At 71.0% G+C, this 25,028-nt stretch carries 19 protein-coding genes; 7 read left to right on the top strand and 12 right to left on the bottom strand.

Annotated features, from left to right (window positions below; translation table 11 throughout):
• Nucleotides 1-32: 32 nt before the first annotated feature.
• The 5 genes from AC1RRS_RS22205 to AC1RRS_RS22185 form a co-directional block, all read right to left on the bottom strand.
• A complete protein-coding gene (locus tag AC1RRS_RS22205; protein WP_492857055.1) occupies nt 33-860 on the bottom strand; it encodes a p-hydroxycinnamoyl CoA hydratase/lyase in 828 nt (275 codons plus the stop codon).
• A gap of 45 nt (nt 861-905) precedes the next feature.
• On the bottom strand, nt 906-2,309 hold the full coding sequence (locus tag AC1RRS_RS22200) for an aldehyde dehydrogenase (protein ID WP_492857054.1): 1,404 nt from the start codon (nt 2,307-2,309) through the stop codon (nt 906-908).
• 2 nt (nt 2,310-2,311) lie between these two features.
• Entirely contained in the window at nt 2,312-2,794 is a 483-nt protein-coding gene (locus tag AC1RRS_RS22195) for a MarR family winged helix-turn-helix transcriptional regulator (protein ID WP_492857053.1), read from the bottom strand.
• Between the two features lie 92 nt (nt 2,795-2,886).
• The gene (locus tag AC1RRS_RS22190; RefSeq protein ID WP_492857052.1) at nt 2,887-4,509 is read right to left on the bottom strand and encodes a tannase/feruloyl esterase family alpha/beta hydrolase; all 1,623 of its coding nucleotides are present in this window, start codon (nt 4,507-4,509) and stop codon (nt 2,887-2,889) included.
• 67 nt (nt 4,510-4,576) lie between these two features.
• On the bottom strand, nt 4,577-6,808 hold the full coding sequence (locus AC1RRS_RS22185; protein WP_492857051.1) for a TonB-dependent receptor: 2,232 nt from the start codon (nt 6,806-6,808) through the stop codon (nt 4,577-4,579).
• 331 nt (nt 6,809-7,139) lie between these two features.
• On the opposite strand from AC1RRS_RS22185, the gene AC1RRS_RS22180 reads away from it, so the two are divergent.
• Complete coding sequence (locus AC1RRS_RS22180) at nt 7,140-8,297, top strand: alpha/beta hydrolase (protein WP_492857050.1); 1,158 nt, start codon at nt 7,140-7,142, stop codon at nt 8,295-8,297.
• Nucleotides 8,298-8,320: 23 nt separating this feature from the next.
• Here the strand turns inward: AC1RRS_RS22180 and AC1RRS_RS22175 are convergent, their stop codons facing one another.
• The 4 genes from AC1RRS_RS22175 to AC1RRS_RS22160 all read right to left on the bottom strand — a co-directional run bounded on the left by AC1RRS_RS22175 (nt 8,321) and on the right by AC1RRS_RS22160 (nt 12,060).
• Nucleotides 8,321-9,316: an alpha/beta hydrolase gene (locus tag AC1RRS_RS22175; protein WP_492857049.1), complete on the bottom strand. Its 996-nt coding sequence runs from the start codon at nt 9,314-9,316 to the stop codon at nt 8,321-8,323.
• 52 nt (nt 9,317-9,368) lie between these two features.
• A complete protein-coding gene (locus AC1RRS_RS22170; RefSeq protein WP_492857048.1) occupies nt 9,369-9,710 on the bottom strand; it encodes a hypothetical protein in 342 nt (113 codons plus the stop codon).
• A 359-nt stretch (nt 9,711-10,069) separates the two neighbouring features.
• Nucleotides 10,070-11,428 carry a hypothetical protein gene (locus tag AC1RRS_RS22165; protein WP_492857047.1) on the bottom strand — a complete coding sequence of 453 codons (1,359 nt, stop codon included), beginning with the start codon at nt 11,426-11,428 and terminating at the stop codon, nt 10,070-10,072.
• Between the two features lie 182 nt (nt 11,429-11,610).
• Nucleotides 11,611-12,060: a DUF2322 family protein gene (locus AC1RRS_RS22160; RefSeq protein WP_492857046.1), complete on the bottom strand. Its 450-nt coding sequence runs from the start codon at nt 12,058-12,060 to the stop codon at nt 11,611-11,613.
• Between the two features lie 61 nt (nt 12,061-12,121).
• On the opposite strand from AC1RRS_RS22160, the gene AC1RRS_RS22155 reads away from it, so the two are divergent.
• From AC1RRS_RS22155 to AC1RRS_RS22130, 6 genes are all read left to right on the top strand, one after another.
• Complete coding sequence (locus tag AC1RRS_RS22155) at nt 12,122-12,802, top strand: response regulator transcription factor (protein WP_492857045.1); 681 nt, start codon at nt 12,122-12,124, stop codon at nt 12,800-12,802.
• Nucleotides 12,789-14,150: a sensor histidine kinase gene (locus AC1RRS_RS22150; RefSeq protein WP_492857044.1), complete on the top strand. Its 1,362-nt coding sequence runs from the start codon at nt 12,789-12,791 to the stop codon at nt 14,148-14,150. The genes AC1RRS_RS22155 and AC1RRS_RS22150 overlap by 14 nt, the downstream gene beginning before the upstream one ends.
• Entirely contained in the window at nt 14,151-14,804 is a 654-nt protein-coding gene (locus tag AC1RRS_RS22145; RefSeq protein WP_492857043.1) for a winged helix-turn-helix transcriptional regulator, read from the top strand. It begins immediately after the preceding gene.
• Nucleotides 14,805-15,017: 213 nt separating this feature from the next.
• On the top strand, nt 15,018-18,245 hold the full coding sequence (locus AC1RRS_RS22140) for an efflux RND transporter permease subunit (protein WP_492857042.1): 3,228 nt from the start codon (nt 15,018-15,020) through the stop codon (nt 18,243-18,245).
• Complete coding sequence (locus AC1RRS_RS22135) at nt 18,238-19,422, top strand: efflux RND transporter periplasmic adaptor subunit (RefSeq protein WP_492857041.1); 1,185 nt, start codon at nt 18,238-18,240, stop codon at nt 19,420-19,422. Before AC1RRS_RS22140 ends, AC1RRS_RS22135 begins: the two co-directional genes overlap by 8 nt.
• A complete protein-coding gene (locus tag AC1RRS_RS22130) occupies nt 19,409-20,821 on the top strand; it encodes an efflux transporter outer membrane subunit (protein ID WP_492857040.1) in 1,413 nt (470 codons plus the stop codon). The genes AC1RRS_RS22135 and AC1RRS_RS22130 overlap by 14 nt, the downstream gene beginning before the upstream one ends.
• A gap of 56 nt (nt 20,822-20,877) precedes the next feature.
• Here AC1RRS_RS22130 and AC1RRS_RS22125 read toward each other — a convergent pair whose 3' ends face one another.
• The 3 genes from AC1RRS_RS22125 to AC1RRS_RS22115 are packed head-to-tail and all read right to left on the bottom strand — an operon-like array spanning nt 20,878 to nt 25,002.
• Nucleotides 20,878-23,445 carry a TonB-dependent receptor gene (locus AC1RRS_RS22125; RefSeq protein ID WP_492857039.1) on the bottom strand — a complete coding sequence of 856 codons (2,568 nt, stop codon included), beginning with the start codon at nt 23,443-23,445 and terminating at the stop codon, nt 20,878-20,880.
• Nucleotides 23,429-24,451, bottom strand: a complete 1,023-nt coding sequence (locus AC1RRS_RS22120; protein WP_492857038.1) for a FecR family protein — start codon at nt 24,449-24,451, stop codon at nt 23,429-23,431. Before AC1RRS_RS22120 ends, AC1RRS_RS22125 begins: the two co-directional genes overlap by 17 nt.
• Nucleotides 24,448-25,002 carry an RNA polymerase sigma factor gene (locus AC1RRS_RS22115; protein WP_492857037.1) on the bottom strand — a complete coding sequence of 185 codons (555 nt, stop codon included), beginning with the start codon at nt 25,000-25,002 and terminating at the stop codon, nt 24,448-24,450. The genes AC1RRS_RS22120 and AC1RRS_RS22115 overlap by 4 nt, the downstream gene beginning before the upstream one ends.
• Nucleotides 25,003-25,028: the final 26 nt, after the last annotated feature.

Raw genomic sequence — 25,028 nt, 5'->3', positions numbered from 1 at the left:
TCCCCTTTTCGCCGTTTCCTCCCTGCCCCGTCTCAGCTCTGCTTGGCCAGATCGTAGGCGCCCAGTCCGGGCTTGTAGGTCTTGTCGTCGATGAACTGCTTGATGCCCTCCTTGCGACCGTCGTTGTCGAAGGAATTGGCCGCTTCCTGGGCCCTGACCAGATAGTCCTCGGCGTTGTCGTAGGTCATTTCCTTGACCCTGCGGACCGCGTCCTTGGTCGCCTTCAGGGCCACCGGGTTCTTCTTGAGCAGCACCTCGGCGAGCTCGCGAACCCGCGTTTCAAGCTGAGCGAGCGGCACGCTTTCGTTCACCAGGCGCCACTGGGCGGCCTTCTGGCCATCGATCAGCTCGCCGGTCAGGGCGTGGTACATGGCGTCGCGCATCGGGATCAGGTCGACGACCACCTTCGTGGCCCCGCCTCCGGGCAGGATGCCCCAGTTGATCTCCGACAGGGCGAACTGGGCTTCGTCGGCGGCGATCGCCAGGTCGCAGGAATAGAGCGGGCCGTAGCCGCCGCCGAAGCACCAGCCGTTGACCATGGCGATGGTCGGCTTGTTGTACCAGCGCAGGCGCCGCCACCAGCCGTAGGACTCGCGCTGGGCCTGGCGCACCGCGCCCAGACCCTTGGCTTCGGTCTCGCGGAAATATTCCTTCAGGTCCATGCCCGCCGACCAGGCCGAGCCCTCGCCGGTCAGCACCACCACCCCGACATCGTCGCGGTATTCCAACTCGTCCAGCACCTCCATCATCCGACGGTTCAGGGTCGGGCTCATGCAGTTGCGCTTTTCAGGACGGTTGAACTTCACCCAGGCGATGCGGTTCTCGACCGTGAAGGTGGCGGTGTCGTTGACCTCGGTCATCGGGCGGTCCTTGCAAATCGAAGTGTTTGGGGGCGACGCGACGCGTCAGATCGGGAAATGGCCGGGCTGGGTCTCGATGGTGATCCAGCGCAGGTCGGTGAAGGCCTCGATCCCGGCCTTGCCGCCGAACCGGCCGTAGCCGCTGGCCTTGACCCCGCCGAACGGCATCTGGGCCTCGTCGTGCACGGTCGGGCCGTTGACGTGGCAGATGCCGGATTTGATCTGGCGGGCGACACGCAGGCCGCGGGCGGTGTCGCGGGTGAAGACCGCCGCCGACAGGCCGTATTCGGTGTCGTTGGCCAGTTCGATGGCGTGGGCCTCGTCGCGGGCGCGGGTGATCCCGACCACCGGACCGAAGCTCTCCTCGCGAAACAGCTTCATCTCCGGCGTGACCTTGTCGACCACGGTGGCCGGCATCAGCACCCCGTCGGCCGGCCCGCCGTTGACCCGCACCGCGCCGGCGCCGACCGCGTCGGCCACCAGGCCCTCGACATGGCCGACGGTCTTGAGATCGACCACCGCGCCCAGCGGCGTCTTGCCGGCGCGCGGATCGCCGGCCGTCAGGGTGGCGACCTTGGCCTTGAACTTGTCGACGAAGGCGTCGGCGACGGCCTCGACGACGATGATCCGCTCGGTCGACATGCAGATCTGGCCCTGGTTCATGAAGGCCCCGAAGGCGGCCGCCTTGACCGCCTCGTCCAGGTCGGCGTCGTCCAGCACGATCAGCGGGGCCTTGCCGCCCAGCTCCAGCAAGGCCGGCTTCAGGTGCTCGGCGCAGCGCCTGGCGATGATCTTGCCGACGGCGGTCGAGCCGGTGAAGTTCACGCGCCGCACGGCCGGATGGTCGATCAGGGCGCCGACGATCTCGCCGGCGTCGGCCGGCGCGTTGGTCACCACATTGACCACGCCAGGCGGCAGGCCAGCTTCGGCGAAGGCCTCGATGATCAGGCTGTGGGTGCGCGGGCAGGTCTCCGAGGCCTTCAGCACCACGGTGTTGCCGCAGGCCAGGGGCGTGGCGATGGCCCGCACGCCCAGGATGATCGGGGCGTTCCAGGGGGCCACGCCCAGCACCACCCCGGCCGGCTCGCGCACGGCCATGGAGATGCAGCCGGGCTTGTCGGACGGGATCACCTCGCCGGCGACTTGGGTGGTCAGGGCGGCGGCCTCGCGGACGATGCCGACGGCCAGCATCAGGTTGAACCGCGCCCAGCCCTCGGTGGCGCCGATCTCGCCCATCATCGCCTCGACGAAGCCGCCGGCCTTGGCCTCCAGCGCGTCGGCGGCCTTGGACAGCAGGGCGCGACGGGCGTTGGGCCCCAGGGCGCTCCAGCCGGCGAAGGCGGCCTGGGCGGCGTCGGCGGCGGCTTGCGCCTGCGCCACGGTCATCGCCTCGGAGGTGCTGGCGACCGCGCCGGTCACCGGGTCGCGGCGTTCGAACGTCGTGCTCATGGTCATCCTTCCTTGGAAGCGGCGATCGCGGCGTCGCCCTGATCGGCGGCGTCGTCATTGAGGCGGAGCTTGGCCAGCAGGCGGCCCAGCTCAGCGCGTTCGGCCGGGTCGAGCGGCGCGAAGGCCGCGATGTCGTGCTCGCGGGTCACGGCCTCGACCTGGTGGCGCAAGGCGGCGCCGGCCGGCGTCAGGTGCAGGGCGTTGGTGCGGCGGTCGCGGCCGGGACGGCGTTCGAGGACGCCCAGCGCTTCCAGCTCGTCGACCGCCTTCATGGTGCTGGCGCGATTGACCCCGAGCGCGCGGCCCAGGGTGATCTGGTCGCAGCCCTCGTGCAGGGCGATGTAGACGACGGCGGTCGCCCGGGCTGGCGTCACGCCCAGCGGGGCCAGGCGCTCGGCCAGGGCCGCCATGGCGCGGACGTCGGCATAGTGAAGCTGGAGACCCAGGCGTTCGCCCAGGGCGCCGAACGCCTCGATCTCTTCCACGCTTCGCTCCCTGACGCGTTCGTTTGTTGATCAATTCGTATGCCTGACAAACAGTATCGTCAACACCGAATTGACCGGTCGCCAGCCCCCCCTCACTCGGCCTTGGGCGCCTTGCATTGGAAGCTCCCGGCGTCCTGCACCGGACCCTTGCCGTCGTAGCGGGCGGCGGCCGGATAGGCGCAGATCGGACGGGTCACGCCCGGGAAGGCCTGCCCCTTGGCCACGAAGAGGTCGGGGCCTGGCTTGCCCTCAGTCCAGGCCACCAGGGACGGCAGCGGATCGAAGTCGTCCAGACCCGCCCCGCCGCCGCAATGCTCCATGCCCGGCACGACGAACAGGCGGGCGAAGTCGGCGGCGGGCCGGCCGGTGGCCGTCTGCATGTCCGACGACATCCGGCCGTACCAAGCCTCCAGTTGCGGGGCCGAGAAGATCGGATCCGAGCCGCCGGTGACCAGGATCAGCTTGCCGCCGCGCGCCTCGAAGGTGCGGAAGTCGGTGGCGTCGGCGTCGGTATAGGCCGCGGTGGCCGCCACGGCCTTCAGCAGCGGCGCGACGTCGTCGGTGGCGATCGGCCGCGGGAGGGCCGGGAAGGCGAAATAGTCGCTGAGGGAATTGGTCACCAGGTCGCGCAGCAGGGTGAAGGCGCCGCCGTTCGGGGTGGGCGCGCCGGTCTGCCAGATCCGCCAGCCCTGACTGAACTGGCTGGCGTCGTAGGGCCAACTGCCGACCACCGCCTTGCCGTCGCGGTCGCGGGGGCCGCGGAAGGCCTTTTCGATCGCTTCGGCCTTATCCGACGCCAGGCAGCCCTCGGTCGCCTTGCCCTTGCAGGTGATCTTGCGGATGTCGAAGCGGCAGGCGCCGAAGATCATGCCGTCCTTGGCGCCGTCGAGGTCGTCGCACTGGGCCAGGATCGCCTTTTGCAGCAAGGCGCCGTCGGCCGGGGTCAGCAGGCGCGAGGCGTCGGTCTGGCGACGGGCGGCCGCGGCGGCGAAGACATTGGCCGAATAGGTCGACAGGATCGCAGCCCGGCTGAGCTCGAAGGCCGGGTTGGCGGCGATGACGCCGTCGAACTCGGTGGGATAGCGCTGGGCGGCGATCAGGGCCTCACGGCCGCCGTTCGAGCAGCCCATGAAGTAGCTCTTAGCCGGCGCGCGGCCGGTCAGCTCGCCGATCAGCAGCTTGGAGCCGGCGGTGACCTTGCCGATCGCGGCATAGCCGTAGTCGAGCTTGGCCTGCTGGTCCTTGGCGAAGCGGGAGTCGGCGGGGTTGGCGGACTGGTGACCGCTGTCGGTGGAGACCACCGCGAAGCCGCGCGCCAGGGCCGGCGGCTCGCGGCTGCCCGACGGCGTCGGCTCGCCGAGCGCGGTCATCACCACCCCGTTCATGCCGCCGCCGCCCTGGTAGAGGAAGCGCCCGTTCCAGTCGGCGGGCACCCGCAGCTCGATCTTGACGGCGTAGGGCTGGCCGTCGGCCCCGGTGCGGCGGGCGATGTCGGCGGTGACCAGGCAGTGCGCCGGCAGCGGCGGCCGGACGGCGGGCCCGCCGCCGTTCGGCGACATCAGCACCGGCGGCGGAGCCGACCCCGCCGCGACCTCCTGGGCGCCGGTGACCACCAGGTCGCCGAACGCCCTGCCCTGCAACGCCGCGCAGGCCTGGCCGAAGGCGGCGGGATCGGGCGCTGCGACGGCGCTGGCGAGAAGAGCGGCGACAAACATGCTTGAACCTCGATAGTGCGATCAAAAAAACGAGGCGGAGCCAAGGCCCCGCCTCAGTCGGGGACCTCTAGAAACGGGCGTCCAGGCTCAGGCCGACCAGCCGGAACGACTGCGGCGTCAGGATCTGGCCGTAGGAGCCGATCGAGCCGTCGGGGAAGTTGGCGTAGCGGACGGTCGGCTCGTGGCTGTCGGTCAGGTTCCGCACGAAGATCGCCGCGGTCCAGCCCTTGTCCGGATCGCGCACCCCGATGCGGCCGCCGACGGTCCAGTGGGCGTCGAAGGTGACGTTTTGGTCGGTCGAGGCCGCGTAGCGCACGGCCGACTTGTAGACAGTGTCGGCGGCGACGAAGCCTTCGACGGTCCCGGCCACCGCATGACGGTATTCGCCCGACAGGGTGAACTTCCACTCGGGCGCATTGGCCATCTGCTCGCCGCCCAGGTCGCTGCCGTCCTGCGCCGTGAAGCCCTTGGGATAGGTCACGGGGTTGTAGATCAGGCCGGTGTTGAGCGAGAGGCCGCGAACGGGCTGGCCGAACAGGTTCACCTCGACGCCCTTGGAGATCACCTTGCCGATGTTCTGCGGCGCGCAGGTCAGGCCGCCGCTCTGGTTCGGGGTGCAGAGCTGCCCCTGGTAGTCCTTGAGGTTCATGTAGAAGGCGCTGACGTCGGCCAGCAGCCGCCCGCCCAGCAAGGCGCCCTTCAGCCCCGCCTCGTAGTTGGTCGGGATCTCCGGACGGATCAGGGTCGGCTGGTTGGTCGGGATGGTCGGATCGCCCACCGCCACCTGCGGACCCTTGTAGCCGCGCGACACGGTCGCATAGGCCATGGTGTCCTTGTCGAACTGGTACTGCGGCCCGAACTTCCAGGACCAGTTGTCGATCGTCGTCTCGCGGCCGCCGCCCGTGCCGGAGTCGAGCGAAGCGTAGCCGACCTTCATCGTCTCGTGGGTGTAGCGCGCCCCGGCGATCAGCCGCAGCTTGTCGCCGACATGGTAGGTCGCCTGGCCGAAGGCGGCGGCCGAGCGGTCCTTGATGTCGAGGTCGTAGCCGAGGAGGTTGCTGATCGGGATGGTCAGGCCCGGAAAGGGCGTGACGTTGATCGCCATGGCGACGGGGTCGGTGTGGTTGGTCTGGCTCGAGTAGAACAGCCCGGCCGTATATTCGAACACCGCGCTGGACGGCGAGGCGATCCGGATCTCCTGAGTGAACAGTTCGCCGTCGCCGGTGCTGGGTCCCTGCCGGACCTTCAGCGGATTGACGTCCAGGCGGAAGATGTCGAGGAAGCCGGGACCGGCCTCGAGCTTCCGCAGGGCCGTTATCGAGGTCACGCTCGCCGCGCCGAGGTCGTAGTCCAGCTGCAGCGAGCCGCCGTAGGACTCGTTCCTGTTGATCAGCTTGCTGGTCGAGCAGTAGTCGCGATTGGCCTGGCTGGCGACGATCCCGCACTGGGCCAGTTCGGCGGTCAGGGCGGTGTTGGCCTTGTAGAGCACGAAGAAGTCCGTGCCGTCGTCGTCGGTCTTGCTGTAGTCGCCGATCAGGTTGACGGTCAGCTTGTCGCTGGGCTCCCACAGCAGCCGGCCGCGCAGGGCGTAGGCGGCGTGGTCGTCGAGGTCGCCGGTCAGGGTGTTGCGGTCGACGCCCTGGCGCTGGTTGACGCTGGCCGACACCCGCAGGGCCGCGGTCTCGGCGAGCGGGATGTTGAGCAGCCCCTGCACCACCTGCTGGCCGTATTTCGAGCCCGCCGTTCCGTCCTTGGACAGCTCCGTGCGCACCCGGCCGCTGAACTGGCCGAACACCGGCGCATTGGTGGCGATGTTGATCACCCCGGCCGAGGTCGTCAGGCCAAACAGCGTGCCCTGCGGACCTTTGAGCACCTCGACCCGGGCGATGTCGAACAGGTCGGAGATGTTGACGTTGCCCTGGCTGACCTGGTCGACGACGATGCCGACAGAGCCGACCGCGCCCGCCTGGAACGACTGGGTGCCGATGCCGCGGATCTGGCCGCCGCCGCCGACGCTCTGGCCGGGCGCCTGCTGCACCTCCAGCGACGGCGCGATCCGCGCCAGGTCGGAGACCTGGTTGACCTGCTGGCGCTCCAGCTGAGCCGAACCGGCGACGGTGATCGACAGCGGCACCTCTTGAAGGCGCTCTTCGCGCTTCTGGGCGGTGACCACGATCTCGGTCACCACGGCGTCCTGATCGGCGGCCGGCGCCGCCTGGGTCTGGGCTTGGGCCTGAGCGGCCAGCGCCAGGACGCTGGTGGTGACCATGACGGCGGCCAGTCGATTTTTATCAAGCATAGCTTTCCCCCTTCTTCGGCCAGCCGTTCGGCGGAGCCTCGGCTGACGGCTGCGCTTCCATCCCGGCGCGGGTGGTCCCACGCGCTCTTATTTTTACACTGTATGCCGATGATACCATCAAGCATTCATTGAATCGAATAACACTACATATTCAAATAATTGATGCCAAATTTGGACATGATTATTCAGATTAAGAATCGACAAATGACTATCATCGATTCTAATTGTTTTATGAGATTCGATTTTACTGATTTTAATTAATCGATGCGGGCGACCTCCGTCGCTTAGACGTCACCAAACGGGAGGCGCGCGCAGGCGCGTGACAGGCAAGATGAACCAGATGCTCGCGCGGACACTGGCCGCGACCTTGGTCGCCACCACCCTGCTGACCGGCGCCGCCCAGGCCCAGCCGCCGGCGGCGCGGCCGCCCGGCATGCCGGCGCCGACGCCCAACGACAGGCTGGTCTCCCCCGAAGTCGCCGCCGACCGGCGCGTGACCTTCCGCCTCTACGCGCCGGACGCCCGTACCGTCGCCGTAACCGGCGAGTTCCTGGCCTGGGGCGGGCCGCCGCTGGCCCTGGCCAAGGGCGCCGACGGGGTCTGGACGGGAACCAGCGACGCGCTTCCGGCCGGCGCCTATCGCTACGCCTTCCTGATGGACGGGGTGCAGGTGGTCGATCCCCGCAATCCGGCCACCTCCGCCTCGCTGACCCAGGCCAAGAGCCTGCTGGTCGTCTCGGACGACGATTTCGCCGCCGACCGGCCGGGCGTGCCGCACGGCGCGATCGCCCGCGTGCGCTACGCCTCCCCCGCCCTGGACGTCGAGCGCCAGATGCAGGTCTACACCCCGCCCGGCTACGGCCGCGACGGCAAGACCTATCCGGTGCTCTACCTGCTGCACGGGGGCGGCGACGCCGATGATTCCTGGCCGACGGTGGGCCAGGCCGGCTTCATCCTCGACAACCTGATCGCCGAGAAGAAGGCTCCGCCGATGATCGTGGTGATGCCGGCCGGCGCCGTGAAGCCGACCGGCCAGCCGATGACCTGGGACGCCGCCCAAGACCCGTTCACCGCCGACCTGCTGGGCGGGGTCATGCCCTATGTCGAGGCCAACTACCGGGTGTCCAAGGCGCCGGGCCAGACGGCGCTGGCCGGCCTGTCGATGGGCGGCATCCAGACCCTCAACATCGGCCTGACCCATACCGAGCGGTTCAACTGGATCGGCGTGTTCAGCTCCGGCTGGTTCCCCGGCGACCTGAAGGCGTTTGAGGACCACAACGGCGCCGACCTGGGCGCGAAGGCCGCCAGGCTGAAGCTGTTCTACTATTCCAACGGCGAGACCGACATCGCCCTGCCCCAGGCCAGGAAGGCGTTCGAGATGTTCGATCGCCACGGGGTGCGAGTGGAGACCCATGAATTCCCGGGCGGCCACGAATGGTCGGTGTGGCGGGCCAGCCTGCGTGACTTCGCGCAGAAGCTCTTCCGCTAGGATCGAGGTCCAGGCCGTGCGGCTCAAGCGAAGGCCCGCCGCAGGGCCGAGATCTTGGCGGCCGCGAACTGCTGGGCGACGGCGGTGGACGGCGCGATGCCGTCGAAGCCGTGGAAAGCGCCGGGGACGACCACGAGTTCGGTCGCCACGCCGGCGTCGATCAGGCGCCTGGCGTAGTCCACGTCCTCGTCGACGAAGAGATCGATCGAACCGACGCCGATGAAGGTCGGCGGCAGGCCGGCCAGGCTGGCGGTTCGGGCGGGCACGGCCTTGGCCGGAACCCTGGCGCCGCCGGGCGCCTGGCCCAGGAAGGACCGCCAGCCGAAGGCGTTGGCCTTGGCGTCCCAGCCGACCTTGCCGATAGGCCCCGGCGGCAAGCGCGTGCTGCCGGTGGCGTCGTCGAGCATGGGATAGATCAGCATCTGGAAGGCCAGCGGGATCTCGCCCCGGTCGCGCGCGGCGATGGCCAGCAGGGCCGCGTGGCCGCCGCCCGCGCTCTCGCCCATGACCGCGATCCTGGCCGGATCGATCCCGACCTCGGCGGCGTGGTCGCGCAGCCAGCGCAGGCCGGCGTAGTTGTCCTCGATCGAGGCGGCGTAGGTCGCCTCCGGCGCCAGGCGGTACTCGACCGTGACGATGCCGCAGTCGAGCGTCGCGGCAAGATCCTGCAACTGGCGGACGCTGGACTCGGCGCTGCCGCCGACGAAGCCTCCGCCATGCATGTGGAGGATCGCCGGCCGCGCGGCGCCAGGCTTGGCGTTGATGACGAAGATCGTGACGTCCGGCGCGCCCGGCGCCCCCTTGATCGCCAGCCTGCTGACCGGCGGCGTGGCGGCCGCCGCCGCGCCGAAGCCCGACACGAACTTGCGCCAGGGGATCAGGGTCTCCGCGGCCGGCGGCGGGAACTTGGCGCTCATGGCCTGGATCTGGCGCGCGGCCGGTCGCAGTTCGGGATTGACGAAGGCCAGCAGATCCTCCGGCTCCCCGGCCCCCGCCGCTTTCCCCACGACAGAGGCCATGGCCGCGCTCGCGCCCAGAAGCCCCAGTCGCCGCCTGCTCAGACCCTGCATGTCAGTGACCGCGCTTGGCCTGCATGGCGGCCAGGTCCTTGTCGATCTTGGCCAGCTTCTCGGGCGTCAGGGTCGGCTCGAACTGGGCGATGTCGCGCAGCTTCATGCTGTAGCCCATGGTCAGCTGCGGATTGGCCACGACCTCGGGGATGTTGGCGGTCAGCACGGCCTTGGCGTCGGGATCCTTGATCAGGTCGCCGACCAGGCTGTCGACGCTGAGCTTGGCCGCCGGCGCGGCGGCGGGAGCCGGAGTTTGGGCCAGGCTCGCGCCGGCGCCGCCGAGGGCGAGCGTCAGGCCGAGCAGGAAGGCGGTCGCGGACTTGCCGGTCGTGGACTTGGACATTGGGTGTCTCCGATGTGTGAAGTGTCGTGTCGCTCGGGCGCGCTTGAAGGCGCCGGCGATGACGGGGTCCTGCGGCGACGCCTCCTTGCGCGCCGCCGCAGCCGCAGCGCCGCCCGGATCGCGCCCAGATGGATCGACCGACGCGGGACCGCTTCCCCCCGTCGACGCCCGACGGCTCATCGCCGCTCGCGGCGCCTGCACAAGGCGGTCCATACGCTGACTTTCCCCCAGGCGCCGTGGCGCGGCGCTGCGTTCGCGGCGGGGACGAAGCCCGCCGCTTGGGGACGATCTAAGTTGGAGAGGGCGCCCTTAAATAGCGCTCACAATTGCCCTGGCGCCCAACGCACCGGGCCGCAGCCTCACGCTCGCATCAGGCGCCTGGGGCCGGGAATGAAGATCGCTCTGGCCTTTTCGTGACCTGCGTTCGCCAGCATCGCATCGCGCTCGGCGACGCCGCGGACGATCGACCAGCCGGCCTCGCGAATTCCGCCCGTCAGGGCGGGGTCCGACGCCGGAGGCGCGGCGGCCTGGGCCCGGACGGTGAAGCCCGCGAAGCAGACGGCCAGCAGGTGCAGCGGGCCGTTGTCGGCGATCTCGTAGAGCCGCCGCTGCAACGCGAACCAGGCCTGCGCCCTGACCGTCTCCGGCGCGGCCTCGACCAGTCCCCAGAGCTGGCCCAGATCGTCCATCTGCGCGTTCGAGCGGGTCCGCGCGGCCTGCTCGGTGGCCCAGGCGTTGAGGTGAAAGCAGACCTCGGCCTCGGGCATGGCGGCGTGGGCGGCCAGATAGCCGTGCACGGTGGTGATGATCGACGCCGGGTCGGGCTGGCGCAGGCGCACGCCGCCGCCCCGTCCCTTGACGCTGCGCGCCACGCCCGCGTCCTCGAGCAGTCGCACCGCCTCGACCATCACGCCCGGACTGACGCCGTATCGCTCCGACAGGGTCCAGACCGTGCCGAGAGGCTCGCCGCCGCGGCAGGCCTCCGGGCGGATCTCCGCGCCGATGCGCGCCGCGACCCTGGCGGCGAGGTTCTGGCCGACGGTCGCGCCGGGGAAGCTGGGCGCGCTGCCGGCCACGATAGCCAGGTCCAGGCCACGACGAATTCTGACGCTCTCGCGGGCAAGGTCGAAGGCGCGGTCGGCGTCGCCGGCGCGCATCGCCGCATTCAGCGCGCGGCTCAGGTCCTTCGGAGCACCGGACATGCCGCCGCCGAAGCGTTCGAGGCAGGCCAGGGCCAGGCCTAGAAAGGGCGGTGCCGCAGCCACACCTTGATCCGACGCCTGCGCCGCCGCGGCCAGGGCCAGGGGCTCGATCAGCGCCCGCGCCTCCCAGACCTCGTCGTCGCGAACCCCGGTCCACAGCAGATGATTGGCCATGGTCGCGGCGATGGCGGCCTGATCCGGCGCCAGGACGATCAATCCCCCGGAAGGCCCGCGCCGAGGCCGGCAGGATCCCCTCGCCTCCAGGATCCGCAACGCCTGGCGGAGAACCCGGACGGAGACGTCGAAATTGTCGGCCAACGCCGTTTCCGGACCGCAGACCCGGCCGACCGGCCAGCCGGCCCGGTCCAGGGCGTCTTCGATGGCCATGGCCACTTGCGGCGCCAGGCGCGCGTCCTCGACGCCGGTCAGCGCGCCGTACTGGGCCAGGATTTCGGGCGTGGCGCGGAATGGAGCGGGCGCGAGGTCGAACGCCAAGGTCGGCACGCCCATCGCCATTCGCCGCCCCTCCCGCAGTCCTTCGCGCCTTCAGGCGTCGTTGCGGACACTAGGTCAATGCGGCAGGCGAGTTGTCAATCCAGGCGTCAGACGACCGCCCCTCCCCGCCCGAGATGCCGGCGAACATCACGGCGTTCCAAAGCGCCGCCGGGCCGAACGCGCGCGGGACATCAGCCTAGAGATCAGCCGCCGACGGCGACGACTTCGATGCTCAGCGGGGCGCCGCCGGCGGCGATGGCGAGCAGGCGGTCGACGTTCGGATGCGCGCCCGGACGCTCGCGCGCGTCCGCCGAGTGCTCGGCGAACACGGCCAGGCCGTGCTCGGCGGCTGCCGCATCCAGGGCGCCGAAGCGCTGCTTCAGATGCTGGTAGACGGCGAGCGAGCCTTGCTTGCCCGGCTGGTTCTCGATGCTGGCGACCACCGCTCCATCGGCGTCGACCAGATCGATGCGTTCGACGCCATCGATGGCCGGCAACTGCTGGAGATTGCCCTTGAAGGTCGCGCCCGGTTGAATCATCGCCTGATTTTCTCGAATTCCTGAGGTCATCGCGCGGGCCTCTAGCACCCCGCGCGGACATCCGCCATGCGGCGCGTCGTAGATCGCCGCCTCGTCGTCGAAGACCGGCCGCACGGCGAAGGCCGCCTCTCGGCGCGCTTGAGGGGCGCGGCGGGAGGGAGTAGTGCGGGACCAGATGCCCAAGATCCTCGCCATCGAAGACGATCCGAGCACCGGCCAGGAGATCGTCGCCGAGCTGGAGCAGCACGGCTTCGAGGTGGAGCTGGTCGCCGACGGCCGCCAGGGCCTGATCCGGGCGGCCAGCGGCGACTTCGACGCCGTCACCCTGGACCGCATGCTGCCCGGCCTGGACGGCCTGGCCATCGTCACCGTCATGCGCGGCGCCGGGGTCGAGACGCCGGTGCTGATGATCAGCGCGCTCAGCGACGTCGACGAGCGGGTGAAGGGCCTGCGGGCCGGCGGCGACGACTACATGACCAAGCCCTTCGCCTCGGAGGAGCTGGCCGCGCGGCTGGAAGTGCTGCTGCGCCGCCGGGCCAGCGTCCCGCGCCAAACCACCCTGACCGTGGCCGACCTGGTGATCGATCTGCTGGCCCGCACCGTCCATCGCGGCGGCGTCGAGATCCGGCTGATGCCGACTGAGTACAAGCTGCTGGAGTTCATGGCCCGCAACTCCGGCCAGGTGCTGACCCGGACGATGATCTTCGAGGCGGTGTGGGGCTATCACTTCGACCCAGGCACCAACCTGATCGACGTGCACCTGGGACGCCTGCGCAGGAAGGTCGACCGGCCGGGCGCGCCGCAGCTGCTGCACACCGTCCGCGGCTCGGGATACGCGCTGCATGCGCCCGCGTGAGCTCTGGCGGGCCAGCCCGTTCCGCCTGACCCTGCTGAACGGCGCGGTGTTCGCCGTGGCCCTGGTCGCCCTACTGGGCATGATCTACTGGCGCACCGCCGGCTACATCACCCGCCAGCTCGACGCGATCATCGTCAGCGAGAGCACCATGCTGGCCAACGGCCCGGCCGACACCCTGCCCGAGCGGGTGCGGGCGGCGGTGGCCGCCGACGGCCGGGCGATCGCCTATTACGGCCTGTTCTCGGCCGACGGGGTCTGGATCACCGGCAACGTCCGCCGCCTGCCCGCCAACGCCGAGGCCGACAACCGGCCGCGCACGCTGAACGAGCCCGGCCTGCAGCCCGGCGCGCGCGGGCTGGTGCGCCGCCTGCCGTGGGGCGAGCAGCTGTTCATCGTTCACGACGCCAAGGTGCTGACCGGGCTGCGTGACATCATCGTCAACGCCCTGATGGTCAGCGGGGCGCTGATCCTGCTGCTGGGTCTGGGCGCGGCGGCCCTGCTCAGCCTTCCCGCGCTGCGCCGGGTCGAGCAGCTGCGGGTCGCCAGCCGCGCGGCGCTGGCCGGCCGGCTAGGCGTGCGCCTGCCGGTGTCGCACCGCCGCGACGAGATCGACATGCTGGCCAGCCTCGCCAACAGCATGATGGACGAGACCGAGCGCCTGCTGTGGGAGGTCAAGAGCGTGGGCGACAACGTGGCCCACGACCTGCGCACGCCGCTGAACCGGCTGCGCGCGGCGCTCTACCGCGCCACCCAGGACGCTAGCCCCGACGAGGCCGGCCGGCGCGAGATGATCGAGCGGGCGCTGGAGGAAACCGACGAGCTGCTGGTGCGCTTCCGCGCCCTGACCCGCATCGGCGAGATCGAGCGCCGCGACCGTCAGGCCTGTTTCGAGGCCGTGCGGTTGCAGGACGTGCTGGAGCAGGTGTTCGAGCTGCACGACCCGGCCGCCGAGGAGCTGGGCGTCGCCATCGAGACCCGCTTCGCCCCTGAGGCCCCGGCGGTGTTCGCCGATCCGGCCCTGCTGTTCGAGGCGGTCAGCAACCTGGTCGACAACGCCCTGAAGTTCACCCCGCGCGGCGGGCGCGTGACGCTGCGGCTGCTGGCGCTCGACGAAGGCCCGCGCATCGAGGTGGTCGACAACGGCCCCGGCGTGCCGGAGGGCGAACGCGAGGCGGTGCTGAACCGCTTCTACCGCTCGCAGCGCACGCTGGAACAGCCGGGTTCGGGCCTGGGTCTGAGCATCGTCGCGGCCGTCGCCCGCATGCACCACTTCACCCTGTCGCTGGAGGACGCGCAGCCGGGCCTGCGGATCGCCATCGACTGCTGGCCGCGCGGTCTCGAGGCCTAGATGCGGCTGCTGCACGCCAGCCATCGCCCCCGCGACCTCTACCTGGTCCGGGCCCTGATCCAGGCCGGCCACGTGGTCGAGAGCCTGGACAGCCTGGACGACGCGGCCAGCGCCAGCGTCGGCGAGGACTATGACGCGGTGTTGCTGGAAGTGGCCGCCCCGGCCGACGCCCCGCTGGCCGCCCTGTCGCGGCGGGGCGAACGCGCCCTGCTGGTGCTGATCGCCGACCAGGCTTCGCCCGCCGCTCGCACGGCCGCCCTACGAGCAGGGGCCGACGCCTGCCTGACCCGGCCCGTGCACGTCGTCGAGCTGGAGGCGCGCCTGACCGCCCTCGCCCGTCTGGCGCCGACGCCAAGTTCGGCGGTCGCGACCGGCCTGCGGTTCGACGCCGCCGGCCGCAAGGTGACGCTGGGCGAGGCCAGCCTCGTCCTGCCCAGCCGTGAATACGCCCTGCTGGCCTACATGGCCGACCACGCCGGCCAGGTGCTGAGCGCCGAGCAGATCCTCAAGCACGTGTGGGGCGAAGGCGACGATCCGCGCCCCGAACGGGTGCGCACGGCGGTGGCGCGCCTGCGCCTGAAGCTGGAGGTCGCGTTCGGACGGCCGCTGCTGGCCACCCTGCGCGGTCACGGCTATCGGCTGGACCTCGAATAGCGCAACTGCAGGGGCCGACGCGGTCCAGCCCATTTTTCGTCCCGCGCCCCAACATGACAGGATTTTCATCTGCCCGAGACGGCAGGTTTAGGCGGGCGGGCGCATCACCCGGCGGCGCAGCTTGAGTACGCGCAGATTCCGCGCGCCCGGCCCCTCCCCCCCGGACGCAGGGCGCGCGGGATCGTCCACTGCTGCAAGTCCGGAGCAGGCCGCTTGAACGCTATCGTCCGCATCGCCCTGCAACGCCCGCTCACGTTCATCGTGATGGCGATGCTGATCCTGATCTTCGGCGTCCTGGCGGCCCTCGGCACGCCCACCGACATCTTCCCCGAGATCCGCGTGCCGGTGATCGGCGTGGCCTGGCAATATGCCGGCCTGTCGCCGCAGGAGATGTCGGGCCGCATCGTCACGCCCTACGAGCGGGTGCTGTCGACCACGGTCAACGACATCGACCACATCGAGAGCCAGTCGCTGCCCGGCATCGGCGTGGTGAAGATCTACTTCCAGCCCGGCGTCGACATCCGCACGGCCACCGCCCAGGTGACCTCGATCTCGCAGACGGCCGTCAAGCAGATGCCGGCCGGCACGACCCCGCCGCTGATCATCAACTACAGCGCCGCCACCGTGCCGATCCTGCAGCTGGCCCAGTCGGGCAAGGGGCTGTCCGAACAGAAGCTGTTCGACCTGTCGCAGACGGTGGTGCGCCCCAACCTGATCAGCGTGCCCGGCGCGGCGATCCCCTATCCCTACGGCGGCAAGGTCCGCCAAATCATGATCGACCTGGATTCGGTCGCCCTGCAGTCCAAGGGGCTGTCGGCGCAGGACGTCTCCAACGCCCTGGCCGCCCAGAACCAGATCCTGCCGGCCGGCACGATCAAGATCGGCACCTTCCAGTACAACGTCCGCCTCAACGACGCGGCCGAGACGATCGAGGAGCTCAACAGCCTGCCGATCAAGACGGTGGACGGCGCGACGATCTACATCCGCGACGTCGGCCAGGTGCGCGACGGCTCGGCCCCGCAGACCAACGTGGTGCACGTGGACGGCGCGCGGGCGGTGCTGTCGACGATCCTGAAGAACGGTTCGGCCTCGACCCTGGCCATCGTGCAGGGGATCAAGGACCGCCTGCCGGCCTTGAAGGAAAACCTGCCCGACGACTTCAAGATCACGCCGCTGAACGACCAGTCGCTGTTCGTGAAGGGCGCGATCGAGGGCGTGGTCAAGGAAGGCGTGATCGCCGCGGCCCTGACCAGCCTGATGATCCTGCTGTTCCTGGGCAGCTGGCGCTCGACCGTGATCATCGCGGTGTCGATCCCCCTGGCCATCCTGGCCGCCATCGCCGCCCTGTCGGCCATCGGCCAGACCCTGAACATCATGACCCTGGGGGGCCTGGCCCTGGCCGTCGGCATCCTGGTCGACGACGCCACGGTGACCATCGAGAACATCAACTGGCACCTGGAGCACGGCAAGGACGTGCGCACGGCCATCCTCGACGGCGCGGCCCAGATCGTGGTTCCGGCCTTCGTCTCGCTGCTCTGCATCTGCATCGTCTTCGTGCCGATGTTCATGCTCAAGGGCGTGGCCGGCTTCCTGTTCGTGCCGATGGCCGAGGCCGTGGTCTTCGCGATGATCGCCTCGTTCATCCTGTCGCGCACCCTGGTGCCGACCCTGGCCATGTACCTGCTCAAGCCCCACGCCAGGGAGCGCCTGGACTACGAGCACGCGGCCGAGCATGGCGGCGCGGGCAAGCCCTCGCGCAATCCGCTGGTGCGCTTCCAGCGGAGCTTCGAGACCGCCTTCGGCAAGCTGCGGGAAGGCTACAGGAACCTGCTGGTCATGGCCCTGGGCTCGGGCCGGGTGTTCATCATCGGCTTCATGGTGGTGGTCGTGGCCTCGTTCGCCCTGACCCCGTTCCTGGGCCGCAACTTCTTCCCGACGGTGGACGCCGGCCAGATCACCCTGCACGTCCGCGCCCCCGTCGGCACGCGCCTGGACGACGCCTCGCTTCTGTTCGGCAAGGTGGAGGAGGCGATCCGCAAGGTGGTGCCGGCCGACGAGGTGGGCTCGATCGTCGACAACATCGGCATCCCCAACAGCGCCATCAACATGGTCTACAGCAACTCGGGATTGATCGGCCCGCAGGACGGCGACATCTTCGTGGCCCTGAAGGCCGAGCACGGCCCGACGGCGGACTACGTCAAGAAACTGCGCGAGGAGCTGCCCCGGCAGTTCCCCGGCGCGACCTTCTCGTTCCTGCCGGCCGACATCATCAGCCAGATCCTCAACTTCGGCGCCCCCTCGCCCATCGACCTGCAGATCTCGGGCCCCAACGCCGCGGCCAACCGCGCCTACGCCGCCAAGATCCTGGCGCGTCTGAAGACCATCCGGGGCCTGGCCGACGTACGCCTGCACCAGCCGGAAGGCGCGCCGCAGCTGCGGGTCGACGTCGACCGCTCGCGCATGGCCCAGCTGGGCCTGACCGAACGCGACGTGACCAACAGCGTCGTGGCCTCCCTGGCCGGCAGCTCGCAGGTCTCTCCGACCTTCTGGCTGAACCCGAAGAACGGCGTGTCCTATCCGATCGTGGCCCAGGTTCCGGAATACCGCGCCGGCTCGCTGTCGGACCTGAACGGCATTCCGATCACAAGCACGGCGGCCAGCGCGCAGCACGCCCAGATGCTGGGGGGCCTGGGCGTGATCAAGCGCGACAGCGCCCCGGCCGTGGTCAGCCACTACGACATCCAGCCGGTGCTCGACATCTACGCCACTCCGCAGGGACGCGACCTGGGCGCGGTGACCGCCGACATCAACAAGGTGCTCAAGGACCTGGCCAAGGAGCGTCCGAAGGGCGCGACGGTCGCCCTGCGCGGCCAGATGGTGACGATGAACGCCGCCTTCTCGGGCCTGGGCTTTGGCCTCGTCGCCGCGATCGTGCTGATCTACCTGCTGATCGTCGTGAACTTCCAGTCGTGGCTGGACCCGTTCGTGATCATCACCGCCCTGCCCGCGGCCCTGGCCGGCATCGTCTGGATGCTGTTCGCCACCGGCACCACCCTGTCGGTGCCGGCCCTGACCGGGGCGATCATGTGCATGGGCGTGGCGACGGCCAACTCGATCCTGGTGGTCAGCTTCGCCCGCGAGCGGCTGGAGGCCACCGGCGACGCCCTGACCGCCGCCATCGAGGCCGGCTTCACCCGCTTCCGCCCGGTGCTGATGACGGCCCTGGCCATGATCATCGGCATGGCGCCGATGGCTCTTGGTTTGGGTGAAGGCGGCGAGCAGAACGCGCCGCTGGGCCGGGCCGTCATCGGCGGCCTGATCTTCGCCACCACCGCCACCCTGCTGTTCGTGCCCGTGGTCTTCCGCCTCGTCCACGGCCGCAAGACCGCCGACCAAACCGTTCCCGCCGGACCGACCACCGGAGCATCGTCCCATGCCTGATCAACAAGCTGCTGCTCCCGCCAAAAGCGCGATCTCGACCCGCCGGCTGAAGCTGGCCGGCGCCGCCGGACTGGTCCTGGCCGCCGTCGTGGTGGCCGGGGGTCTGGCCGCCCGCGTCCACGCCGACCAGTCGCTGAAGACCTGGACCCACGACCAGGCCATCCCGACCGTGGCCCTGGCCCCGGTGGCCGGCGGCGGCCACGCCGACCTGGTGCTGCCGGGCGACGTGCAGGCCTTCTACACCGCCCCGATCCACGCCCGGACCAGCGGCTATCTCAAGCGCTGGTACGCCGACATCGGCCAGCGGGTGAAGGCCGGACAGGTGCTGGCCGAGATCGACACGCCCGACCTCGACCAGCAGGTGCTGCAGGCCCGCGCCAACCTGGCGACCGCCCAGGCCAACCAGCGGCTGTCGGCCCTGACCGCCAAGCGCTGGGAGGGTCTGGTCGCCCAGGACGCCGTCTCCCGCCAGGAGGCCGACGAGAAGACCGGCGACCTGGCCGCCCGCAACTCGGCGGTCAACGCCGCCCAGGCCGATCTGGCCCGCCTGCTGGCCCAGCAGTCGTTCAAGCGGATCACCGCGCCCTTCGACGGGGTGGTCACGGCTCGCAACACCGACATCGGCCAGCTGATCTCGGTGGGCGGCTCGGCGGATGCGGCGCTGTTCACCGTCGCCGACCAGCACCGCATGCGGGTCTATGTCAGCGTGCCGCAAAACTATTCGGCCCTGGTGCATCGCGGCCTGAGCGCGCAGCTGAGCGTGCCGGAATATCCGGGCCAGACCTTCACCGCCTCGGTGGTCAACGACGCCCAGTCGGTGGGTCGCAACGGCGCCATGCTGGTCGAGCTGCAGATCGATAATCCCGACGGCCGCCTCAAGCCCGGCGCCTACGCCCAGGCGGCGTTCAAGCTGCCGGCCGCGGCGACCACGACGCGGATCCCCGCCACGGCGATCCTCTTCAAGCACGGCGGCCCGACCGTGGCCGTCGTCGGCGGCGACGGCCGCGTGAAGGTGCGCACCATCGCCATCGTCCGCGACCTGGGGACCGAGGTCGAGATCGGCGCGGGCCTGCAAGCGGGCGAGCGCGTCATCGACAATCCGCCCGAGGCCCTGGCCGACGGCGACCTCGTGCGGGTGGCCGGCGCCGCCCAGGGAGCGGCCCATGCGAAGGGCTGAGGCGCGCGCCCTGCTGCTGGTCTCGGCGGCGGCCTCGATCCTGGCCGCCTGCGTCAGCGCTCCGGCCTATGTCGCACCGAGCGTCGCCGCGCCGGTCGCCTTCAAGGAGGCCGGCCCCTGGACCCCGGCCGCGCCGGCCGACGACCAGCCGCGCGGCGACTGGTGGACCGTCTACGGCGACCCGGTGCTGAACGACCTGGAGGCGCGGGCGGCCAAGGCCAATCCCGGCCTCGCAGCCGCAGCCGCGGCGCATGACCAGGCCGTCGCCCTGGCCGGCCAGGCGCGGTCGGGCCTGTTCCCCACGATCGACGGCGGGACCCTGGCCAGCCGCCAGCGCCGCTCCGACAACGCTCCGCTCCGCAACGGCGGGGTGGACGAGTATTCGACCCGCCAGGCCGTCGCCAGCGCGTCCTACGAGATCGATCTCTGGGGCCGGGTGCGCAACCAGGTCGCCGCCAGCGGCGCGCAGGCGCAGGCCAGCGCCGCCGACCTGCAATCGGTGCGCCTGAGCCTTCAGGCCGAACTGGCCGACAGCTATCTGGCCCTGCGCGGCCTCGACGCCCAGTCGCGCCTGCTGGCCGACACCGTCGCGGCCTACCAGAAGGCGCTGGACCTCACCCAGATCCGCCACGACGGCGGGGCCGCGACCGGCCTCGACGTCAGCCGGGCGAAGAACCAGCTGTCCACCGCCAAGGCCCAGCTCAGCGACGTGGCCGCCCAGCGGGCGCTCTACGAGCACGCCATCGCCGCCCTGGTCGGCGAGACCGCCTCGAGCTTCGATCTGCCGCCGGTCCAGGCGTCGCTTAGCGTGCCCAAGACTCCGGTCGGCGTGCCGTCAGTGCTGTTGCAGCGCCGGCCCGACATCGCCGCCGCCGAGCGCCGCGCCGCCGCCGCCAACGCCCAGATCGGCGTCGCCCAGGCCGCGCGCTTCCCGACCCTGACCATCGCCGGTCAGGCCGGCTGGCAGTCGGACGGCGGCGTGGATCTGTTCAGCGCGCCCAACGCCGTCTGGCTGCTGGCCCCGCAACTGGCGGGCTCGATCTTCGACGCGGGCAAGCGCAAGGCCGGCGTCGAGGCCGCCAGGGCCGCCCACGCCCAGGCCGCCGAAAACTACCGCGGCGTGGTGCTGGCGGCGTTCCGCAACGTCGAGGACCAGATGGCCCTGTCCAACCGCCTGGCCGACGAGGCCAAGGACCAGGACGACGCCATGACCTTCGCCAAGCGGACCGAAGAGCTGGCCATGATCCGCTACCGCCAGGGCGCGGCCAACTATCTGGAGGTCGTCACCGCCCAGACCGCGGCGTTGCAGGCCGAACGCTCGGCCCTGGTGCTGGAGACCCGGCGCTTGCAGGCCTCCGTCGACCTGGTGCGGGCGCTCGGAGGCGGTCCGGCCTCTTAAAGCACTTGGCGCGCGCCCCGGGCGGGTTAGCCGCTCACACCTAACCCTGGCGCGCTCTAGAACCGCTTGCGCAAGCTGACGGACATCGTCCGCGGCTCGCCATAGATCAGAGTCGTCGCCGTGACGGCCGGGGTGATCGCCCCGCCGCCGGCGGCGTAGACCTCGTCGAACAGGTTCTGGACGGCGACGGAGACGGTCAGGTCCTCCCGGCCCGGCGGCCGGAGATCGAGGCCGAGATTGGCGACCGCGAAGGCGTGCTGCAGGCCGTTGCTGTCGTGCGCCCGCTCGACATAGCGCACGCGGCCGCTCTGGTAGACGTCGCCCCAGAGGGTCCAGAGGCCCAGCCGCGCGGACTGGATCGCCCGCCACTCGGCCGCCAGCCGCACCGTGTAGGGCGGCGAGTAGGAAAAGCGCAGCGAGGCCGGATCGGTCGGCGTCAGGCTGGCCAGCGAGGCCGGGACAGTCAGGGCGGTGAACCGGGCCTGGGTCAGGGTCGCCGAGGCCGACAGGGTCAGCCGCTCGCCCCGACGGCCGCTCCAGCCCAGCTCCAGTCCGCTGATGGTCGCCGAACCGGCGTTGATGATGAAGCTGGGCGGATCGTTGGTGGCGATCCCGTCGCCGTCGAAGTTCTCGGCCGGAAACAGCGCCCGCTGGACGTCGCGCGACCAGCCGCGAAACAGGGCCGCATCGACGCGATGGCGCCAGTCGCCCGCGCCGCCGGCCCATTTCAGGCCGAGCTCGACGTCGGTCAGGCTTTCCGGCGCATAGACCTGATAGGCCGACAGCAGCGGGCCGAACACCGGCGCATTGACCCCGCCTGCCCGGTAGCCCCGACGGGTGACCGCGTAGACCGTCAGGTTTGGCTGGCCGCGCCAGGTCAGGCCCAGGGTCCAGGTTGGGGCCGAGGACTGGGCCCGTCCGGCCTCGCCACAGGCCTCTTCCGAGATATCCGGCGCCGGGGCGGCGACGCGGACCAGACAGGCGCTCGACACGTCGCGGGTGTAGCGCGCTCCCGCCTCCAGCTCGAAACCTTGCCCGAGGCGGCGGGTGGCGTCGACGAAGCCGGCCAGGCTTTCGCCGCGGCGGTACTGGAACTCGACGCGCGCGGGGTTGGTCGGGGTGACGGCGCTGGCCCACAGGCTCTTCTGCACGCCGATCGGCGTCGTCGACAGGTAGAACAGGCCAGCCTGCCATGCGCCGCCCTCCCCTGTCCCGCTGGCGCGCAGTTCCTGGGTCAGCTGGCCAAGGTCGATGTGGCGGACAAGCTGATTGAGCGGCAGCGGCGAGCCGTCGGAGTCCAGCGCGCTGTCGAGCACGCTGCGCCGATAGGCCGTGACCGAGCGCAGGCTCATCGCCTGTCCCAGCCAGTCGAGCCGCAGGGTCGCGCCGTCGTTGCGGCGGTCCGAGCGGGGCGCGAGATCGACCTGCGTCTTGCGCGGACCCCAGGCCCGCTGCCGGGCCAGCGCGATGTCGATGTCGCATCCCGCCACGCCGCAGTCGAAATAGGGCGCGGCCTCGGGCGTGCGACCCGTGCCGCCGCCGGTCACGTCGGGCGGGTTGGGATAGGTCCCTGACAGGATGTTGGCGTTGCCCGTCTCGTCGGCGCGGAAGCCGTCGAGCACCAGCAGCGCCGAGAACGGCCCGCTGGGACGCCAGGCCAGGGACAGCCGCGCGGCCGCCTGGTTGCGGTCGTCGAGATCGTCGCCGGCGCCGAGGTTCTCGACGAGACCGTCGCGCTTGAGAACATAGACCGCCAGGCGCGCGGCGATCGGCGCGCCGGTCGGGGTGAGATCGCCGGCCGCCTCGATTTCGCGCAGGCGGTAGGAGCCGACCGTGACCCCGGCATGGCCGGGGCGGCCCGGCTCGGCGGTGTGGATCAGCAGCGCCCCGCCTGTGGTGTTGCGCCCGAACAGCACGCCCTGCGGCCCGCGCAGCACCTGCACCTCGGCCAGGTCGAAGGACGGCAGGATGGAGCCGTTGTTGGGCAGCGGCGCCTCGTTGACATAGGTGATCACCGACAGGGCCGACTCCCCGGCCGTCGCCCGGCGCTGGCCGCGAATGACCAGGGTCGGGGTCTCGGTCGAGACCTGGCCGGCGGCCGTCAGCCCCAGCGCCGCCCGCCGCAGCGCCAGGACGCCGTCGCCGCCTAGCCGGTCGAGATCGGCCGCCGAGACCGCGGCGACCGAGGCGGGCACGTCGATCAGGCGCTCATCACGGCGGCGCGCCTGGACCAGCACGGCGTCGAGCGCTTCGGCCGGCTCGCTCGCCGGAACAGTCTGAGACTTGCGGCCAGCGGCCTTCGACGAACGTGGCCGCGGGGCCGGCGTGATGGCGAAGGCCCCGGGTCCGATGCGGCGCGCGGTCAGCCCGCTCTCGCCTAGCAGGCGCTTCAGCGCGATCTCGGGCTCGGCGACATCGCGGCCGCCGGGCGAGCGCAGCCCGGCCACGGCCTGGGGCGCGAACAGCAGATCGACGCCGGTCTGCTCGGCATAGGCCTGCAACGCGGCGTCCATCGCCCCGGCCTGGACATCAAAGCGAAGCGGCGCGGCCAGGGCCGGCGACGCCGAGGTCAGCAGCACGGCGCCCGCGAAGGCCCGCGCCGCCCAGTCAGTCCGCCGCCGCACCGGCGTCCTTGGCGGGAGAAAGGACGATCGCCCCGTCGGCCGCCTCGCCGATCGTCAGGCCGTGGATCACCGCCACCGCGCGGGCGAAGGCCAGGGGATCGTCGCCGCCGAAAGCGCCGCTGACCTTCAGGGCCTTGGCCGCGCCGCGCACGATGATCCGGCGGCCGCCCCGGCGATTGATCTCGGCCGCGGCGTCGGTCAGCGCCTCGCCGCTCAGCACCAGCCGGCCCTCGCGCCAGGCCGTGGCCGCGGCGACGTCGGCGGAGAAGCGAGCCTCACGCCCCTGCCCGTCCGCCGCCAGCACCTCGCCTGGCGCCAGTTCGACCGGCTGGGCCTCGCCGCCGGAAACCCGGACGCGGCCGCGCAGCAGAGCGACGCGATAGGCGCCGGCGGCCGGGGCCAGATCGACCTCGAAAGCCGTGCCCAGGGCGCGCACCACATGGCCGCCGCCGCTGACCTCGAACGGTCGGCTGGCGTCATGGGCGACGTCGAAGAAGGCGCGGCCGCCGGTCAGGCTAATGGCGCGGCTACGCCGGTCAATGCGGGCGGTGAGCCGCGCGCCGCCGTCGAGCGTCACGTGCGAACCGTCGGCCAGGACCACCGCGCTGCGCTGGCCCGGCGCGGCGGCGTAGCTCTGTTCGGAAACGCCGGCGCGCTGCCAGGCCAGGCCGCCGGCGCCCGCCAGCACGGCCACGCCCGCGACGCTGGCCGCCATCAAGGCGAAGGCGCGGCGCGAGCGGCGGGCCTTGCCGGCCGCGAAAGCGGCGCGGGCCTCGGCCAGTTCGCGCTCGAGCCCGCCGGCGGCAACGGCGTCGTCCAGGAACTCCTCGACCTCCGCCATCGCGGCGTAGGCTTCGACATGCTCGGGGTCGGCTTCCAGCCAGGCGGTCAGGCGCGCCTCGTCGGCCGAGCTCCAGCCCCGCGCGCGCCGGCGCTCATGCCAGCCGGCGGCGGCGTCATAGACGTCGGCCAGACCCTCGTCGGGCGTATGGGACGCGGGCGTCATGGACGGCGAACCCGTCGGGTCAGATGGGCCATGGCCCGTCGCACGTCCTTCTCCACGGTGCTTATCGACACCCCCAGGGCGTCGGCGATGGCCTGATGCCGCAGTCCGTCGATCCGGTAAAGCAGGAAGACGTGCCGGGTGCGCTCGGGCAGGTCGGCCAGGGCGCGGCGGACCTCCGTCAGGGTCTCGCGGTCGATCAGGGTCTGCTCGGGCGTCGCCGGCGCCTGGGAGGCCGCGGCCTCCTCGATCTCCGGGACCGCCAGGCGGCGCACCTGCTGGCGGCGGGCGCGGTCGCGGATCAGGTTGGCGGCCGTCTGGAAGAGGTAGGAGTCCAGTCGCTCGACGCCCTCGTCGGGCGGACGGCGGGCGAAGCGCAGGAAGACCTCGTGCACCAGGTCGTCAACGTCGGCCCCGCCGCCGACGCGCAGGGCGATGAACCGCCGCAGCACGCCTTCGTGCCGCCGCACGACCTGGTCGATGTCGTCCGGCCGGATCTGGCCGAGCGCCGCCTGGCCGAAGGTCGCCTGACTTAAACTCGATTGTCCGGACACCCCGTACTCCCGCCGCCGGGAGGACC

The organism is Caulobacter sp. GW821-FHT12A07 (genome assembly GCF_058807655.1).
Note: the sequence above shows the minus strand (reverse complement) of the source record. Positions and strands in the feature narration are given on the sequence as shown.